This is a genomic window from Candidatus Limnocylindrales bacterium, assembly GCA_035571835.1.
Taxonomy (GTDB): Bacteria; Desulfobacterota; Binatia; order UBA1149; family CAITLU01; genus DATNBU01.
Window position 1 is genome coordinate 35063 of record DATNBU010000043.1, and the last position, 17423, is coordinate 52485.

The 17423-nt window shown below is 65.3% G+C and carries 15 protein-coding genes; 8 read left to right on the forward strand and 7 right to left on the reverse strand.

Annotation, left to right across the window (positions count from 1 at the left end):
• The first annotated feature begins 256 nt into the window (after positions 1 to 256).
• Positions 257 to 2179 (forward strand): MopE-related protein, encoded by a 1923-nt coding sequence (locus VN634_20520; GenBank protein ID HXC53281.1) that lies wholly within the window; start codon positions 257 to 259, stop codon positions 2177 to 2179.
• 180 nt (positions 2180 to 2359) lie between these two features.
• Here the strand turns inward: VN634_20520 and VN634_20525 are convergent, their stop codons facing one another.
• Positions 2360 to 3424, reverse strand: a complete 1065-nt coding sequence (locus VN634_20525; protein HXC53282.1) for an acyltransferase — start codon at positions 3422 to 3424, stop codon at positions 2360 to 2362.
• A 219-nt stretch (positions 3425 to 3643) separates the two neighbouring features.
• Here VN634_20525 and VN634_20530 point away from each other — a divergent pair, with 219 nt between their 5' ends.
• A complete protein-coding gene (locus tag VN634_20530) occupies positions 3644 to 4420 on the forward strand; it encodes a hypothetical protein (protein ID HXC53283.1) in 777 nt (258 codons plus the stop codon).
• 186 nt (positions 4421 to 4606) lie between these two features.
• On the opposite strand, the gene VN634_20535 is transcribed toward VN634_20530, so the two are convergent.
• Together VN634_20535 and VN634_20540 are read right to left on the reverse strand one after the other, a co-directional pair.
• Positions 4607 to 6007, reverse strand: a complete 1401-nt coding sequence (locus VN634_20535; GenBank protein HXC53284.1) for an FG-GAP-like repeat-containing protein — start codon at positions 6005 to 6007, stop codon at positions 4607 to 4609.
• Positions 6004 to 7056 carry a hypothetical protein gene (locus VN634_20540; GenBank protein ID HXC53285.1) on the reverse strand — a complete coding sequence of 351 codons (1053 nt, stop codon included), beginning with the start codon at positions 7054 to 7056 and terminating at the stop codon, positions 6004 to 6006. Before VN634_20540 ends, VN634_20535 begins: the two co-directional genes overlap by 4 nt.
• Positions 7057 to 7517: 461 nt before the next feature.
• Here VN634_20540 and VN634_20545 point away from each other — a divergent pair, with 461 nt between their 5' ends.
• From VN634_20545 to VN634_20570, 6 genes are read left to right on the forward strand one after another with little or no spacing between them, the layout of a single operon-like run.
• The gene (locus VN634_20545; GenBank protein ID HXC53286.1) at positions 7518 to 8435 is read left to right on the forward strand and encodes a dienelactone hydrolase family protein; all 918 of its coding nucleotides are present in this window, start codon (positions 7518 to 7520) and stop codon (positions 8433 to 8435) included.
• Between the two features lie 2 nt (positions 8436 to 8437).
• Entirely contained in the window at positions 8438 to 8695 is a 258-nt protein-coding gene (locus VN634_20550; GenBank protein ID HXC53287.1) for a hypothetical protein, read from the forward strand.
• The gene (locus VN634_20555) at positions 8692 to 9267 is read left to right on the forward strand and encodes a DUF6036 family nucleotidyltransferase (GenBank protein ID HXC53288.1); all 576 of its coding nucleotides are present in this window, start codon (positions 8692 to 8694) and stop codon (positions 9265 to 9267) included. The genes VN634_20550 and VN634_20555 overlap by 4 nt, the downstream gene beginning before the upstream one ends.
• Positions 9264 to 10430 carry an acyl-CoA dehydrogenase family protein gene (locus VN634_20560; GenBank protein ID HXC53289.1) on the forward strand — a complete coding sequence of 389 codons (1167 nt, stop codon included), beginning with the start codon at positions 9264 to 9266 and terminating at the stop codon, positions 10428 to 10430. The genes VN634_20555 and VN634_20560 overlap by 4 nt, the downstream gene beginning before the upstream one ends.
• Complete coding sequence (locus VN634_20565) at positions 10430 to 11032, forward strand: NUDIX hydrolase (protein HXC53290.1); 603 nt, start codon at positions 10430 to 10432, stop codon at positions 11030 to 11032. Before VN634_20560 ends, VN634_20565 begins: the two co-directional genes overlap by 1 nt.
• A gap of 37 nt (positions 11033 to 11069) precedes the next feature.
• Complete coding sequence (locus VN634_20570; GenBank protein ID HXC53291.1) at positions 11070 to 12377, forward strand: hypothetical protein; 1308 nt, start codon at positions 11070 to 11072, stop codon at positions 12375 to 12377.
• Here VN634_20570 and VN634_20575 read toward each other — a convergent pair.
• The 4 genes from VN634_20575 to VN634_20590 are packed head-to-tail and all read right to left on the reverse strand — an operon-like array spanning position 12357 to position 17352.
• On the reverse strand, positions 12357 to 14255 hold the full coding sequence (locus tag VN634_20575; protein HXC53292.1) for a hypothetical protein: 1899 nt from the start codon (positions 14253 to 14255) through the stop codon (positions 12357 to 12359). The two genes, VN634_20570 and VN634_20575, sit on opposite strands and share 21 nt — an antisense overlap.
• Entirely contained in the window at positions 14252 to 15841 is a 1590-nt protein-coding gene (locus VN634_20580; GenBank protein HXC53293.1) for an ankyrin repeat domain-containing protein, read from the reverse strand. Before VN634_20580 ends, VN634_20575 begins: the two co-directional genes overlap by 4 nt.
• Before the next feature lie 17 nt (positions 15842 to 15858).
• On the reverse strand, positions 15859 to 16461 hold the full coding sequence (locus VN634_20585) for a TIGR00730 family Rossman fold protein (protein HXC53294.1): 603 nt from the start codon (positions 16459 to 16461) through the stop codon (positions 15859 to 15861).
• A 60-nt stretch (positions 16462 to 16521) separates the two neighbouring features.
• Positions 16522 to 17352: a glucose 1-dehydrogenase gene (locus VN634_20590; GenBank protein HXC53295.1), complete on the reverse strand. Its 831-nt coding sequence runs from the start codon at positions 17350 to 17352 to the stop codon at positions 16522 to 16524.
• Between the last annotated feature and the right edge of the window lie 71 nt (positions 17353 to 17423).

A 17423-nucleotide genomic window follows, 5' to 3' on the forward strand; every position in this document is an offset into this window, starting at 1 on the left:
GAACAATCACTGGACGCGGTTAGGGCGATAGCCGCTGGTCTTACGGCTTCGATTCACCGATACTGCTCGCCTGCCTGCCGACCCAGAGGCTGTTCTGTCTCTCGGTCCCCTCGTCCTTTCGTCCTCTCGTCCTGCAAGGAGAATTTGAACATGAAGCGACAGTTTCTGATCGCAGCGGCTTTGTCTGCTGTTCTGAGCCTTGGCAGCATCGAGACACGTGGATGATCGCCGGATTTCGGACGCCAAGGGGGGAAATATGAATCGGATCTTTTTTGTCGCGGCCTTCGTGCTCGCGACCACGGCCGGACTGGCGCAGGCGGCCGACGTCGCCATCGTCCCGACCAAGCTCCTCATCGTCGACACGACCGCAGCCGGCGGCAACTTCAAGGTCGTCGTGGTCGCGAAAGATCCGGCTGTTACGAAGGGGACGGGCACGGACCTGACGATGATCTCGGCGTCATTGCGCATCGCCTACGACGAAGCTGCCGGCGAATTCGCGATGCCACAAGGCGCGGCCTGGGTGAAGAACACGGTTTCGACGAGCAAGTATCTGCTGAGCACTGCGCCCGACGGTGGTCCGGTCAAGCTCAATCTCATCGAGTCCGGCAAGCTCCTCAAGTTCAAGGCCGTAGCACCCGGCGAACCAGCGCTCGACATCTCCGCAGCTCCTGTCGGAGAGGTGTCACTCAGCGAAACGATCGTCAATGGTGACGAAACCACCCGGCTCTGCGGCAAGTTCTCGTCCTGCACGTACAAGAACATTGCCGGCGGCCTCGGCTACAAGATTGTCTGCACGGCCGGCGAGGCCGATCCTGGCTGCTCCGCGTCCCCGGCATCGACCACGACCACGATTGCACCGACGACAACCCTCGACGCACCGACGACAACCCTCGACGCACCGACGACGACGCTCAACGTAACGACCACGACCCTCGACGTAACGACGACGACGCTGGACGTGACGACGACGACGCTGGACGTAACGACGACGACTCTGGGCGTAACGACGACGACGCTGCTTTTCTGCGTCCCGGAGACGACAGACAACTGTTCCACCGGGCAGCCGGGCATCTGCGATGCAGGAACGCGAGTTTGTAATCCGGCCGGTACGGCCTACGGATCCTGTACGCCGCTGACGACGGGTTACGCGGAAATCTGCTTCGACGGACTCGACAACGACTGCAACGGCGTCGCCAACGACGGCTGCGTCTGCCAGCTGGGCACTCCGGAAAGCTGCAACACCGGTCAGCCCGGTTTTTGCGCGAACGGCACACGCATCTGCCTGGGCACGAGCTGGGGCGCCTGCACTCCTAACGCGCCCGTGTCGCCGGAGGTCTGCGATTTCCTCGACAACGACTGTGACGGCGAGACGGACGAAGGCTGCATCTGCTCACCGAACTCGACTGCCGTCTGCAGTACGGGCCTGGCTGGCCTCTGCGACGTCGGACTCGCGACCTGCAGCGCAGATGGCAGCGGTTACGGCAGCTGCAGTCAGCTCCTGTTCCCGACCGAGGAAAGCTGCGGAGATAGCGTGGACAATGACTGCGACGGCGAAGTCGACGAGGACTGTACGACAACGACGACTACGACATCGACCACGATTCCACCCGATACGACGACGACGACGACGACAACAACGACCAGCACAACGGTGACGGCTTGTGTTCCCGTCATGGCGCCGCCGGCTCTGGCTGCGGGCACCTTCATCCGCTTCACGCGCGGCGAATCGCAACTCGCGAACGACGTCAATTTCTATGCCGACCCCGAAGCCAATGCGCTTTCCAACGCCGACCCGGCGGTATTGGATGCATCCAACTTCATCGATCCTGCCGTTTGCGGTTCCACGGCCGCCGATCTGGACTTTCATTGGGAGGTCCGATACCCCTCCACGTCGGCCATCACGAACCCCTATACCCTTGCAGGCATCACTGGTTACCGCAGAGTCCGCCTCGAAATCGGCGCGAACACACTGATCGGTCAATCTGTTCCGCCAGTCACGTTCAGGCTCACCGCAACCTCGCGGCTGACAGGGCTCAGCAGCACGGTCGATATTCTTTCGGAGCTTTCAGAGTCGACTATGTCCCTGACCGTGTTCAATGCCTGCAAAGGCCAGGTGACAGCGTGCCCTACCTGCATCTGTAATTCGGCTCTGGCGCTGCCGGCGAACGAACCGACCTGACGGTCGGCGTTTCGCGGAGCGCGGCACGAAGAGTTGAGGATCGTTGGTCTCGCCGACGCGCGAACATTCCCCGGGGAATGTTGGGGGATGACGGCCGCGCCGTGAAACGGACAACGTAGCTTCACTGGACGCGAACTTGGCAATCCACGCATGTCGCGGGAGGGCAACATCTCGCTACGATCATGCTTCGACCTTCCGCTTGCTTGCAGGCGTCCTTCCGAGCTTCATGAATGGCTTTTCGATGGCGAAGTAGGTTGCGGCGGCCAACGTTAGTGTTGCAGCAACTGCAAGCCACCCCGCAAGTGTCGGTGAACTGGTCAGATGGCGGCTACCGAGCTTCACGATCGGAAAGTGAAGAAGATACACGCCAAAGCTGATAGCACCCAGAAAACGGAGCGGCGCCAGAGACAGAACGCGGCGCATGGTTCCTTCTCCGTGCATCGCAGCAATCAGGCATACCGTCCAGAGCGCGCCGAAGCGCCCTGGCTCAGCAAAGAAGCGGTTATGTAGAACCTCTTCGCCGGTTACCCATGACCAGACACTCGGGATGTGGAGCAGCACGATTGCCATGGCAAGCCATCCTGCGCCTTCGACAGCCGTTCGCGCTCTCGAGCTCAAAGGGCCCAGCATGGTTTCGATCGAGTCGTGAGCCCATGCGGCGAAAACGCCACCGAGAAATGCGGGGAGCGTTCGCCACAGCTCCGCCGGGAATGTCGAAGGAAAGAACGACTTGATACCGCTGACCAGGCCGATGAGCAGTGCAGCGGCTGCTACCAGGATGGCTGGTCGATGTGGCAGCGCAGCACCGGCAAGCACGATCAGAGGCAGCAGGGCGTAAAAATAACACTCTATCGGAATGGTCCAGAACACTCCGACGCCCGCACGAAGCATCAGGTGGTCGACGACGCTGTCGAAGGTCAGACGATCCACAAAGTCCGCGCCAAGAAACGACGCAAGACAGGTTGCCAGCAGAACGACGGAGTAGAGCGGGTAGATCCTGAAGAATCGTCGCTTGAAATATTGCGTCCAGACCTCCGCGCTGTGGAGTGCGTCGGGGCTGTTCTTCAGAAGCAGCGACGTGAGCAGATAAGCGCTCAGCGTGAAGAAGAGACAGACGCCGTAAAATCCCGACCCCGCGAGGTCGAGCCCCGGGAATAGGGGAACCCGGAGCTGGCTGAGGTGCGACACGACCACGAACGCGACGGCGAGACCTCGCAGGCCGTCGAGGCATGAAACGCGTCCCACGCGCCGAGCTTGTCACAGGGCCGGTCCTGAATCACCGCGGCCGCGTTGACACCCACGGTGCTACAGTCGTGGTCGACATCTGTCGACGATCTGGCAATGGGTACGCGACTTAGATCGGGCACGACTGGGCCAAGCGGTCGTTGGGTTCGATAACGTGTAGATGTTTTCGACAACGGGGATAGACAATCCATTGCTTTGCACAGCCGCTGCAGTGGCAGCATGGTAGTCTTCAGCTACATAGTGCCCATGCTGATTTTGGCCGAAACGCCTGACGCCATTACAGTTCTGATGGCGGCTGCGGCCCTCGCCACAATTCTCCCCGCGGTTGCTCGCTTGTACCGCTGGCTGCGCCCGGAACCGGGCGCGCTTGCGCCCGTCGTCGTGGCCACGGTGGACTGGGAAAGCTACGTGATCGCTCCGGACGTGAAGAAGCAGCTGCGGGAAAGCGTCCCCTTGGAAGACTTAGTCTCATGGGAAAAGCGGCAGCGAGAATTTCCTTCGGTGAGTTCAGATGAACTGCTGGAGCGTTTCTCGCGATCCTTCACCTCCGCCGAAGCGATCGCATCCCGGCAGACTAGATACTTGTATATACGGTGGGAACTCGAGCTGGCCATCGTTGTTCGTAACGACAGCAATGTCGTCGCCTCTGCAGCGAAGCTGCTTCTGCCTGGAGACGGCGTAGCAGTAGTTTCGAGAACAATTCTGTTCAGAGATTCCCCGCTCGTAGAATGGAAGGGTGAGATTGCGCTTGGAGACATTCTTCCAAACTCAGCTGTACGCCTACGAGTGTGGAAAGCCGATCTTTTCTTCGACGCCACGCAGTTGAGCCAGTTTGCCGTTGTCTATGATGGAGGGCTTGGGAAAGTCATCAATCAAGAGATGACAACCAGTCCGCAATCATGGTTTGGTCTGGGCACACTCTTTTGGATCTCAGTCGGTGGACTTGTTCTTATGGTTCTCTCGTTGGTCGGCCTATTTCTCTTTGCCAGCCATTGAGCAATCGCATACTTGGCTCGACCGTCTGACCCCGTCCCGCGATTCGTATGCTGCGGTGCGGAGGAGCTGTAGCGAAACGGGATCAGCAGACTGAACGAGCCGATCCGATCCGCTGCTCACGCCAACGTTTCACCGATCCTCATTTTTCGCGCACCTCACCGATGGTGACGTCAGACTTGGAACACCTCATCGCTGCATGACGTACCAGTCGATCACCCCGACCCCGTCCTTGCCGGCCATCGGCTGTCGCAGCGAATCGATCAGCAACGCTGGCCGTTTCTTGCCCTCGGGATCCGGTGCGCGCCGAATGTTCCATCCGAACCAGCTGCCTGCGCCATCCCCGGTCCACTCCGCGAGAGCTTCTCCGGTCTTGCCGGATCGAATGTCCACGCGGCCGACCTTGTCGGCGTCGCCCGCTTTGTGCCACGGCGCGCCGACCGCGAGATCGTCGACGCCGTCGCCATTGATGTCGCCGGCGCTCGTGATCATGCGGCCGTAATACTCGCCCGCCTGCGTCCCGGTCCAATGGCGCAGCTCTTTGCCGGTGACGCCGGAGAACACCTGAACCTCGCCGGGTTTCGACCGCGAATCGTCTGCGCTGTACGACGACGCAATCGCGATCTCGGTGCGACCGTCGCCGTCGAGATCTCCCATCGACGTCACCATCTCGCCGAAGCCGGAAACCGGGTCGGTGCTATCCCAGCGGCGAAGCAGTGCGCCTGTGTTGGTCGACAGCAGGAAGACCGCACCATGCGTATCGCCCTCGGATTCTCCCTGCATCGCGCCGACGACAAGGTCGGGATGTCCGTCGGCATCGAAGTCGTCGGTGCGTGCGACATACCAGCCGAACGTCCAGCGCGGCACTTCGGGCGCATACATCCGGAGCACGGAGCCGTCCTTGCCGCTCAGCAGATAGACGCGGCCGCCGCTGTTGGCAGGCGAGCCGACAAACACATCGACTGCGCCGTCGCCGTTCTGATCTCCGGCGAGCGCCATGTCCCAGCCGAGATTCTCTTCGCGCACGGCCGTCTTCTGCCACAGGGTTTTGCCGGACTTGGGCGAATGCGCGGAGACGACACCGTGAAGGACGTCGTTTTGCTTGGCTGTCGGCGCGGCGATGACGACATCGGCAAGACCGTCGCCGTCGAGATCGGGAATCGGAACGACCGAGTGGCCGAACATTCCCTCGTTGATCGTCCCGTCCCACTCGCGGATCTTCGCACCGGTCGCGCCCGACCAGATCGTCGCGACGCCGTTCTGGTAGACGTCGTCCTTGAGCTTCCAGCGCGAGCCGGCGGCGATGTCCGCACGACCGTCGCCGTCGGCATCGAGCGGCTCGCCGAAGCGGAAACCGAGCTCACCGTTCGCAACATCGCCGGCAACGCGACGTGCATTGCACCAGCCGGTACCGGCACCGCTGCACGGCGGGACGGCCGCGGCCGGCAACGCCGCCACGAGCAGCGTCGCGAGCGAAAGCGCGATCAGTCGAGAGAACGGGATCAGAACAACCGGCGCCGGAATCGAAAGAAGCAGAGGAAGAACGAGGCTGCGCCGGCGGTGCGAGTGCACCGCCGGCGCCGTGATCATGAGTGGCAGCAGGCGACCCAGTGCATGGTGAGGCAGTTTCGACCTCCGGGGTTACCATCCCCGCCCAATACGAGAGCACCCAGCGCACCGGTGGCGTTGGTCAATGAGACAACGTCGCCGCCGACTCCGAGATGACCGGTGTTGTAGACCCACCGCGGGTCGCCCGACGCGGGGCTCTGGGCGCACTGACCGGCCGACGGCCTCGCAGGATTGACTGCCCACAAATCCGTCACCGTGTTCATCGCCGTGTCTTTCAGGCCCGTCATTGGCGGGCCCTGCGATACGACCAGCTCAGGATAGCTGCAGACGTGAGCGCCCGCGAAGTTGGAGGCGCAGGCGGCTTCCGCGGCCGGAAGACCAGCCATGAGATTGTAGTTGAAGCGTCCGGCAGTCTTGGTCAGCGCGCCGACCACCGTTCCGAGCGTCGTCGTCGTGGTGGTGCTCGTAGTGGTCGTTGTCGTGCTCGTCGTGGTCGTCGTCGTCGCCACCGGCAAACATCCCGGCGGCTCCGCATCGCACACAGCCTGCGCGCACTCCTTGCCCTGGAACTTCTTCTCGTCGTCGGTGATCACGTCGGTACCCGTGCAGTGCATGCAGAAGCGCGAACCCCCGGGGCCGAACTGCACGGACGCGTTTACGGTGTTCTGCGGGAAATCGTCGGCGAGCGTGAACGTGACGCCCGAGCGGATCTTTACGAGCAGCTTGCCGTCGGAGATCTGCGCCTGGTTCTTGGTGTCCGGATTTTTGTACTTCCAGCCATTGCCGTTATCGAGCCAGAGCTCGCTGTCGGCGGTCAGCACGTAACAGAAGTTGTCGGTCGCGCTCCAGACGTGAACCGAAGCTCCATTCAATTTGGGATTGTCTGCGTCCGTGTACTGGATGTTCGACACGTGCGAGAAGAGCTGGATCTGACGCTTGGTCGCGTCCGTCGGATGATCCTTGATCGAAAACTTCTTGGTCAGCAGGTCCTCCTCGGCCGCGGATGCGCCGCTGGCGAAGATGGCGATCACGAACATTGCCGACATGGCTGCGAGACTGATTCGTTTCATGAGTTACCCCCGAGTTGCCGCCTCGGGACGGCAGGAAATCTGAAGAATGCGCGATAGTCACTGATACCTCTCCCCGGTGTCAAGGCCGCACCCGACGTACGGGCCTGCCGGCGTGGCGCGGGCCTCGGCTCGCGTTCGGCATTGCGAGTGTCGCAAGTCCGGACCTCATGCGTCCTTAACAGGCAGTCACCGATTGCGAACCGGCCCTCGCGACCCGCATCGCCCGTCTGCTCTCGACCGCGCCGCGGCTGCTCCCGGCCCGAGCGCCCGCTCTTCCCGTCGGAACGGTTCCCGGGCTATGGTCGCGGCCTATGACATACGATCCTTTTTCCCGTGGCCCCCATGCGGTTGGTGTCCGTACCGTTGACCTCTCTGACGCATCGCGTTCGCGCTATCTGCCGGTCGAGCTGTGGTATCCGGCGACAGCTGCGATTGCGGGAAAGGACGTCGACGAGTCCACGATGGACCACTACGACCTGCTGCCGGGATTTCCTCCTCTGAAGCAGAAAGCCGTGCGCGGCGCCGAGGCAGCCGATGGCCGCTGGCCGATCGTGATGTTCTCGCACGGCTTCGGCGGACATCGCCGCCAGTCGACGTTCCTGTGCACGCATCTCGCGAGTCACGGCTACGTGGTCGCGGCGCCCGATCACACCGGCAACACCGTCATCGACATGGCGCAGATGACGCTGCAGGTGATGATGGGCGAGCCGATGCCGGAAGTGGAGCCGATGATCACCGAGCTCATCAAGGCGCGGCCGGCCGACGTGAGCTTCGTGATCGATCGCCTGCTCGCCGGCGACATGGGCATCGCGCCGTCGTCTCTCGAAGCCGACCACATCGGAATGTCGGGCCACAGCTTCGGCGGCTGGACGACGCTTATGGTCACCGGCGGCGACCGCCGCATCCGCGCTGCGCTCGCGCTCGCACCGGCCGGCGGCAAGAGCCCGCTTCCCGGCGAGCTGCTGACAGCCGCGCTCGATTTCTCGTGGGGACGCGACGTGCCGACGGTCTACCTCGTTGCCGACAAGGATTCGCTGCTTCCGCTCGAAGGCATGCACGAGCTTCTCGCGAAGACCGGCGGCACCAAACGCATGTTCGTGCTCGAGAACGCCGACCACATGCACTTCTGCGACGACGTCGAAGGCACGCACGAGCTGTTCCGTTCGATGCCGCCGCCGGGACCGTTCGCCGAGATCGCCAAGGTGCTGCCGGCTGCGAGCGAGCTCTGCCCCGGCGAGCACGCGTACGACTTCAACCGTGCGCTCGGCCTTGCCCACATGGACGCGGTGCTGCGCGGCAGCGAACCGGCTGCGGCGTTTCTCGCCGGAAACGTCGAGAAAGCGTTCGCGGATCGCGGGGTGAAGGTGATCGCGGTCTGAGCATGGCGGGCGCGGGAGAAGACGGACGGCTCTTCGGAACCCGCGAAGAGCTTCGCGCTCGCAACGCTGCGCTTTCCCGTTACGAGCAGTGGCAGCTTGGTCGCGTTGCGGTGATGCGTCCGGATCAGGCGATTTCGGCGGTTGCGGCTTTGTACGAGCTTCTGCCGGCTTCGAGCCGCGACAGGCCATTCGATCCCACCGGCGTCGTGACGATGCACGAGCGACTGGCCGCATTGTCACGATTCGCCGCCGCCACGTGAACTCGCAGGAAAGGGCGATCGCGGACCTGGCGCGCCTGCTCTCGGCGGCGGCAATTCCGTACATGCTCATCGGCGGCCACGCCAATGCGATCTGGGGTGAGCCGCGCGCGACGCTCGACGTCGATGTGACGATCTGGGCGACCGAGCATCAGGCAGAGCACGTCGCCGCTATTCTGGAACCGGCCTTTCAGTGCCTGGTCGAACAACCCGTCAACTTCGTTCGCGATGTTCGGGTGCTTCCGTTTCGCTCGCTCGACGGCGTGCGCATCGACGTCATCTTCGGTCTGCTTCCGTTCGAGAAGATCGCAATTGGCCGCGCACGGCGCGTGTCGATAGCCGGATGCGATGTTCAGGTCTGCTCTCCCGAGGACCTGATCCTGATGAAGGTCATCTCGGAAAGGCCGCGCGATCTCGAAGACGCCCGAGGCGTCGTCCTCGCGCGCTACGAAGATCTCGACTTCGACTACCTCGATCCGCAGATCAGCGAGCTTGCGGAGTTTCTCGCGAAGCCGGAGATGGCCCGGCACTGGTCGCAGTGGAAGCACGAAGCGAAAGACAGGCGCCGCGCATGAACTTCTCCCTCCCCGACGACGTCGAGACCATCCGCGTCGAAGCCGAGCGTCTCGCGTCGGGGTTCGACGACGACTACTGGCGCCGGCACGACGCGGCGAAGGAATTTCCGTGGGAGTTCTATCGCGCGTTCGCTGCGGGCGGCTGGCTCGGCATTCTCGTTCCCGAACAGTACGGCGGCTCGGGGCTCGGCGTGCTCGCGGCCGGCACGCTTCTTCATGCCGTCGCTTCGAGCGCGGGCGCGATGAATGCGGCGTCGACGCTTCATCTGTCGATCTTCGGAATGGGGCCGGTCATCCACCACGGCTCCGAGGAATTGAAGCGCCGCGTGCTGCCGCCGACGGCGACGGGCGAGCTTCACGTCTCGTTCGGCGTGACCGAGGACGATGCGGGCACCGATACGTCGCGCATCCGCACCACGGCCGAACGCAGCGGCGATCACTGGGTCGTAAACGGCAAGAAGATCTGGAACACCAAGGCGCAGCAGGCCGAGAAGATCCTGCTGCTGACGCGCACCACGCCGCGCGAGGAGTGCGTGAAGCCGCTCGACGGCATGACGCTGTTCCTTGCCGACCTCGACCGCAGCTGCTGCGAGATCCGCGAGATTCCCAAGCTCGGCCGCAACGCGGTCAACTCGAACGAAGTGTTCATCCGCGACCTCGTCGTCTCCGATGCCGACGTAGTTGGTGAAGTCGGGCGCGGATTCTACTGCCTGCTCGACGGGATCAATCCGGAGCGCATCGTGATTGCGGCCGAAGCGGTCGGCATCGGGCAGCGGGCGATCGACTGCGCGGTTCGTTATGCGCGCGAGCGCGTGGTCTTCGGGCGGCCGATCGGACAGAACCAGGCGATCGCGCATCCGCTTGCCGACTCGCACTCGGAGCTCGAGGCGGCCGACCTGATGTGGAAGAAGGCGGCGTGGACGTACGACCGCGGCGAGAACGCCGGGCCGCTTGCGAACATGGCCAAGCTGCGCGCGGCCGAAGCGTCGTTTCGCGCGTGCGACCGCGCGCTGCAGACGTTCGGCGGCTTCGGCTACGCGACCGAGTACAACGTGGAGCGCTACTGGCGCGAGTCGCGCCTGATGCGCATCGCGCCGATCTCGCAGGAGATGGCCCTCAACTACCTCAGCGAGCACGTCCTCGCCCTCCCGAAAAGCTACTGATGCCGAAATCGGGGACAGACACCGATTACGGAAAATCGGGGACAGACACTGATTTCGGAAAATCAGTGTCTGTCCCCGATTTAGCCGGCGACCCGCAATTTCCCAAGGGAAAAATAAATGTACCTGGTCCCATTTATCCCGATGCACCGCGGGCGGCGGTGGGGGCGCTGGTGATGCGCGACGGGAAGCTGCTGGTGGTGGAGCGGGGGAAACCTCCGGCGGAAGGGGTGTGGGCGCTTCCGGGCGGAAGCGTCGAGCTTGGCGAGACGCTCGCCGAGGCGGCCGAGCGCGAAGTGCTCGAAGAGACCGGAGTGGTCGTGCGCGCCGGTGCAGTCGTTCACGCGTTCGATGCGGTGGTGCGCGACGACGACGGCCGCGTGCGCTTCCACTACGTGATCGTCGATCTCGCCTGCGACTATGTCAGCGGCGAAGCAGTCGCGGGCTGCGATGCGCGCTCGGCGCGATTCGTTTCGCGTGAGGAATTCGCCACGCTTCGCTCGAGTCGCGCGACGGTGGACCTTTTGAGGCGCATCACGTCGTTCCTTTCTGCGCCCGAAACGACCGATGCGCCCGACGCAGACAGCGACGACGCGTCCGACTGAACTCGACAGCCCCACCTGCTGCAAGTAGTCTCGCCGCGTGCATGCTGCTTTCGCCGTCCCGGGCGCGCGCCGCGCTCACCGCCGTCACCTCGTTGTTGCGACTGCCGTCGTGCTTGCCGCCTCGCTGGCCGCAGCAGGATGCGGCGGCACGATGCGAAAGACTCCACTCGCGCCCGCGCCGTCGCTCAGCCAGCTTGCGCCGTCCGACGAGCTCTACGAGCTGTCGCCGGCACGCATTCACATCCGCCGCCTCGGCCCCCAGGCGCTGCGCCTGCTCGCTCCGCACTGGAGCCGCCTGCGCGAGAGCGACCGCAAGATGGTCCAGCTCACGCTCGTCAGCACGCTCGCCGAGGCCCGCATCGCGCCGTTCGTGCGCGCCGAGCTCAAGAAAGCGTCCGACGCGCACCCCGACCTTGCGGCGGCCGCACTGGCGTGGCTGAGGACCCCGATCGGCTACGACGTGAAGTTCTCCGAAGCCACGGCGTGGAGCGGCGAGAAATCCCCGGAGAAAACCTTCTACTCCGACGTGGCGGAGATCCGCGAGAACCGCATGCCCGAGGTCCGCATGGAACGCATCCGGCGCCTCGCGGCAGTGACCGGTGCGCTCGAGAAGACACTCGACATGACCGAGGCTGTCGGCAAGGTGGTCGCGCGACTCGTCAACGTTGCGATCGCCGATCGTAAGGCGCTGCCGCTCGCGACGCTCGAGGCCGAAGTCGACCGCGAGCGGCGCGTGCCTGCGGTTGCGGCGGCGTACGAGCCGGTCGTCAACGCGTCGCTGCTCGCGCGCTGCCGCGATCTCGACCTCGATCAGCTCGACCAGTACATCGACTTCTCCAAGTCGCCGGCCGGCATGTGGTACCACGACACGCTGTCGGCAGCGCTGGTTGCCGGCATCGCGCAGGCCAGCACCGACGTCGAGGGCGTGCTCGACGCCAACGCGCACTCCGACAAGCCGGCGCCGGAGGTCGGCGGATTCGATCTCGACTCGCTGCTCGTTCCGCTGCCGTCGGGTCGCACGATCCGCCTGCTCGCGCTCGCGCAGAGCGGTCCCGAATCCGAGCCGTCGGTGCTGCTTCGCTACGAGACGACGCTGCCGCTCGACAACGCGGCCGCGGTTCGCAGCGAAGCGAGCGAGGTCTGGGACAAGCTTCGCGGCCAGATCGAATCCGAAGGCGCGACCGCAGCCGTGCTGCAGCCCACGGGATCGGTCAGCGGATGGGTTTTCCCGTTCGCGTCGTCGCGCAAGTTCGCGTGGCGCAGAAGCGAAGACGGAAACTGGACGCCCGCGCCGCAGACGGCCGGTGCGCTCGAGCGCGAGATGTTATGGAGCGTTCCGCCCTGACGGCGGATTCGTCGAGCCGCGCGCAGCCGGCGCGCGTCCTGCCGGCGCCGCCATGTTTCCACGAGGAGCACCGGCGGGCGGTTGCCCGATTCCACGCGCAGCACCAGCGGCCGGCGCCGGCCCGCCCGCAGCGTTAGCACCAGCCGCCGGCGCCGCGCTGCGCGCAGAGTTCGCACTCGCACCACGCGCAGCGTTAGCACCAGCCGCCGGCGCCGCGCTGCGCGCAGGGTTCGCACTCGCACCGGGCGCAGGGTTCGCACCAACCGCCGGCGTCGCACCACGCGCAGCGTTCGTGGCCGGCACCGCTCCGCGCACCGCACCGGGCGCGGGCTTCGGCGGTCTTCTCTCCGGACCGGCTGCAGCTTTCGGCGCGCTGCCCTTGTCGAATCCCGAGGCCACTCCGATCCTGCGGCTGAACACGCGGATGCGGTCGCGTGCCAGCACAGCGGGCGTGATGTCGATGTACTCGGTCATCAGCCACGTCTGGAATCCGGGGCGCAGGCCGCGACCCGCGAGGATGATCTCCGGCATCTTCTCGTTGCGCAGCGGCCGCCACGTCCTGGTGTCGAGCTCGACGGTCTCGCGTCCGAAATTTCCGACCGGCGTCCAGTTGTCCCTGTGGTTGAAGCCGATCAGGTGCACCGCGCCGAGTCCCCAGACGCTGCCGCGATGATCGTAGTAAAGATTGACGAGGCGCGCCTGGGCGTACTGCGATTCGAGGTCGTTGCTCGCATTGAAAACCGCACGCGCAACGTCGGAACGCGCTTCGGTCGCGACCCACGCGGCGAACGCAGCCGTGAGCACGCCGATCGCGATCTTTCCGCCCGGGTTGTGCCGCAGCCACGAGAAGATCCAGCCCGACGCGATCGCTCCGGCGACCGGGAAGTACGGCTGCGCAAGCAGCATGTCGGGATGCGCCTGGTGATCGATGAACGTGAACGTGGTGGCGAGCGCCCCTCCGATCCAGAACGCAAACAGCCCGGGTCTTTCGCGCACGATCGCGAACGCACGCGCCGGTCGCACCACGGCGGCCAGCAGCGCGATCGCACCGGCCACCAGGAACAGCGTAGGCAGCGGATGCGGATAGTGCTCGAACCCGCGCGACTCGGTCACGAAGAACCACAGGCTCTCGTGCCAGTCGATCGGCTTGTGCGTGGATCCGAACGCGAGCAGCTCCTGGTGGATCTGCGCTTCGAGCGCACCGTGGAGCGCGAACCACGCTTCGTACGCGCCGAGCGCGAGCAGCGCGCCGGCGATCAGCATCGCGACCGATTTCCACGTGGAACGGCGGTCGACGAGGGTCGCAAGGCCGCACGCGGCCAGCACGAGGGCGGCCGGCTGCCAGCAGAGGAACGCGCACATGCCGAGCACACCGCACGCGAACGGCCTTCGCCGCGCGCACGCGAGATGCGCCGCGAGAAGGAACACGACCATGTACATCTTCGGCTGGAAGCCGGTCGCCGACTCGAGGAACACGCCGTACAGCACGAACGTTCCGGCCGCACCGACGAGAACGGCCGCGTCGAAGAGCGGAACTTTCCCGGTGCGCTGCCGCACGTCGAAGCCTGTGAGCTCGGCGGACAGCAGCCAGATGAGGATCGCCGAAATGGCAGCAGCGGCGACGCACGCGGCGCGTCCGGCAATCACGTCCGTTACGCCGAACGTGCGTCCGACGGCGAGCGCGGCGCCGCCGATGATCGTCGGCAGCTGCGTCTTTACTTCCATCTGCGCGACGTGCGGCGGAACGCCCGACGCGCAGCGCTCGGTCATGTAGAAGTAGAGCTGGTCGTCGGCCAGGATCGGGCGAGTCCAGAAACCGTGCCCGTAGCACATCGCCCACGTCAGCGCGCAGAGCAGGGCGGCGAAGAGAGCTTTCATCGCTCTGCCGCCTCGTCCGCCGGCGGAGCCGGAGGCTGCCGGAGCGCCGCGACGGTCGCCGGATCTCCGTAGCTTTGCGCGAGAAGAAGCGCAGACTGCCCGAGCCGGTCGACGGGGGATGAATCGGCGCCGGCGGCGAGCAGCTCTTCGACTACGCCGGTGCGCCCGTACCACGCGGCAAACATCAGCGCGGTGCGCCCGGTTGCGTTGCGCGCATCGATCTCGGCGCCGGCTTCGACAAGCCGGCTTACGATCGGGCGGCTGCCTGCGGCGGCCGCGGCCATGAGCGGCGTCCACTCGTCGTACGGCCAGCGCCGTACGCGCGCCGACGGATTGGCGTGTTTGCGCAGCAGCAGCGCGACCAGGCCGTCGTCGCCGTGCGCGGCGGCATAGAACAGCAGCGTCTCGCCGTGCGAATCGGGTGCATCGATCGCCCCGACGCGCTCGAGCAGAAGCAGCACGTTGCGCCCCTGGGCCATCTTGCCGGCAAAAGCAGGGAGCTTTGCGGGATCTACGCCTTTTCCTGCCGGGTTCGCGTCGGCGGCGAGCAGAATCGCGATCGTGTCTTCGTCGCCGCGCGCCACGGCAATCGCGAGCGGCGTCCCATAATTTTCACGGGCCTCGTTGACGTCGGCGCCGTCCTTGATCGCGTTCGCGACGATCATCGGACGGCTGTGGCTGACGGCCTTGAACAGCAGCGTGGTCTGGAACGAGCGCTGCTTTGCAGGGTCGCCGAGCTCCTCGAGCATGACCGGTGCAAGACGCGGCGCCGCAAGCGCAACCGCTTCGGCAGCGACGTCGGCAAACGTTTCGGACTGCGCGACCAGCGGACCGATCGGCCGCACCACCAACGAGATCATTTCGCGGCTGTCCTTGTCGCTCGCCGCGTCGGACGGCGTGCCGCCGTCGCCGGTACGCGGCACTTCGCGCCCCGAGAGCACGCCGCTTTCGACGAGACCTTCGAGCACGGCGCGCGCCTTCTGCGGATCGGTGAGCACCTTGCTGCCGCGTTCGAGCAGCAGCTTCGCCGACGACAGATGGCCGTTCGCGACCGCGAGTGCGAGCGGCGTTTTGGACGGCCCCGCGCCGGCATCCGGATCTGCACCGGCATCGAGGAGCATGCGCACGATCGCGTCGTTGCCGGCACGCGCAGCCCAGCCGAGAGCGGTCGCGCCGCGTGCGCCGGGCTCGTTGATCGCGGCTCCGTGGCGAAGCATCAGCTGAACGCCGCTCGCGTTGCCGGCCGCTGCGGCGGCGCCGAGCGGCGTCGCATCGCGCTTTCCATGTCCGTTTACCGCAGCACCGCCGGAGACGAGCTTTTCGAGCTGCGCCGTGTCGGCGGCGGCGCGCACCAGATCGTCGGCGGACGCGGCGTGGGCCTCGGCGTGCGGGGCCGCGGGCTTCGCGACATCGGCGGCCGATGCGGCGTGAAGCTCGGCGGACGCGGCAATCGGCCACGTGGCCACCGTTGTGATCACGATGGTGGTCGCGATCGCGCTCTTCGCAACCGCGGCGATCGCGATCGCGATCACGCGCGCGGTGGCGGCGAACGTTGCTGCGGAAAGAACGGCGATAAAACGAGGCATGTCGGCTTCCGGTGCAGTCAGGTCTGGAACTTTCCGAGCACCGCCGGCTCGGCGAGCGGCTGGAAGCGCTCCATCGCATCGAGGAGACCGGCCGCATCGGGCGCGACCAGCACCTTGGCGCGGTGCTTCGGCTTGAGGAACCCTTCGTCCACCGAGTGGTCGAGCATCGACAGAAGGTGACCGAAATAACCTCCCACGTCGAGAAGCCCGCACGGCTTTCGATGAATGCCGAGCTGCGTCCACGTGAGCACCTCGAACCATTCCTCGAACGTTCCGATCCCGCCCGGCATCGCGATGAAACCGTCGGAGACCTCGGCCATCAGCGCCTTGCGGGCGTGCATCGAATCGACGATCTCGAGGCGCGTGATGCCGTGGTGCGCGAGCTCCTTGTCGGCAAGGCCGCGCGGAATGATGCCGGTGACTTCGACGCCGCGCGCGAGCGCGGCATCGGCGAGGATTCCCATCAGGCCCACGTTGCCGCCGCCGTAGACGAGCCGTATGCGGCGGCGCGAGAGCTCGTCGGCGAGCGACTCGGCGGCCTCGGCGTACTCGGTCCGCGTTCCGACCGACGAACCGCAGAAGACGCAGACTGCGCGTATGGCTGTTGGCGGGCTTTGCATGGTTGCGCCGAACGTCGCTTCGCAGCGGTGACTGGCCTCGTGGCGTTGCGCGTCGCCGCGTTACAGCGGGCGGCGCTCGCGCATGATCGGCGGCTGCATCGACCACATCACGCCGCCGGTCAGTCCGCCGTCGACGACGAGCGCATGTCCGTTGACGAACGACGACTCATCGCTCGCCAGCCACAGCGCGGCCGACGCGATGTCTTCGGGAAGACCGGCGCGGCGGATCGGCTGGAACATCGCGATCGTCTGGCGCACGAGCTCGAGCTTTGCGTTCTCGTCCATCGAGTCGTCACCGAACGCGGAGCCGAGAAGCGGCGTAGCGATGCCGCCCGGGCAGATGCAGTTGACGCGCACGCCACTCTCGCCGAGCTCCATCGCGACCGTCTTCGTAAGCTGGATGACCGCCGCCTTGGCCACGGTGTAGACGTGCGGCGCATATCCGGCGCGCAGCCCTGCGACGCTCGACGTGCTGATGATGCTGCCCGAGCCCTGCGCGCTCATGACCGGCGCCGCATGCTTGATGCCGAGGAACACCCCGCGCAGCAGCACGCCGACGGTCGCGTCGAACTCTTCGACCGGGATTTCGGCGATCGGCCCGGATGTCCCGCCGTAGCCGGCGTTGTTGAAGATCGTGTCGAGCCGCCCGTGCTCGGACACCGCCAGATCGATCATCGCCTTGACGTCGGCTTCGCGCGCAACGTCGGCATGAACGTAGCGCGCCGCGCCGCCGTTCGACGAAATCTCGTCGGCGAGCTTGCGGCCGCGATCGTCGTTGATGTCGGCGAGCACGACGCTGGCCTTCTCGAACGCGAACAGCCGCGCCGTGGCCTCTCCGATTCCACTTGCCGCGCCCGTAATGACCGCGACCTTCCCTTCGAGTCTTGCCATGTTTCCTTTAAAGTCGCGCACTTGGAAAATGGTACCTGGTACATTTTCCGGTGCGGTGAAGCTGCCGGCCG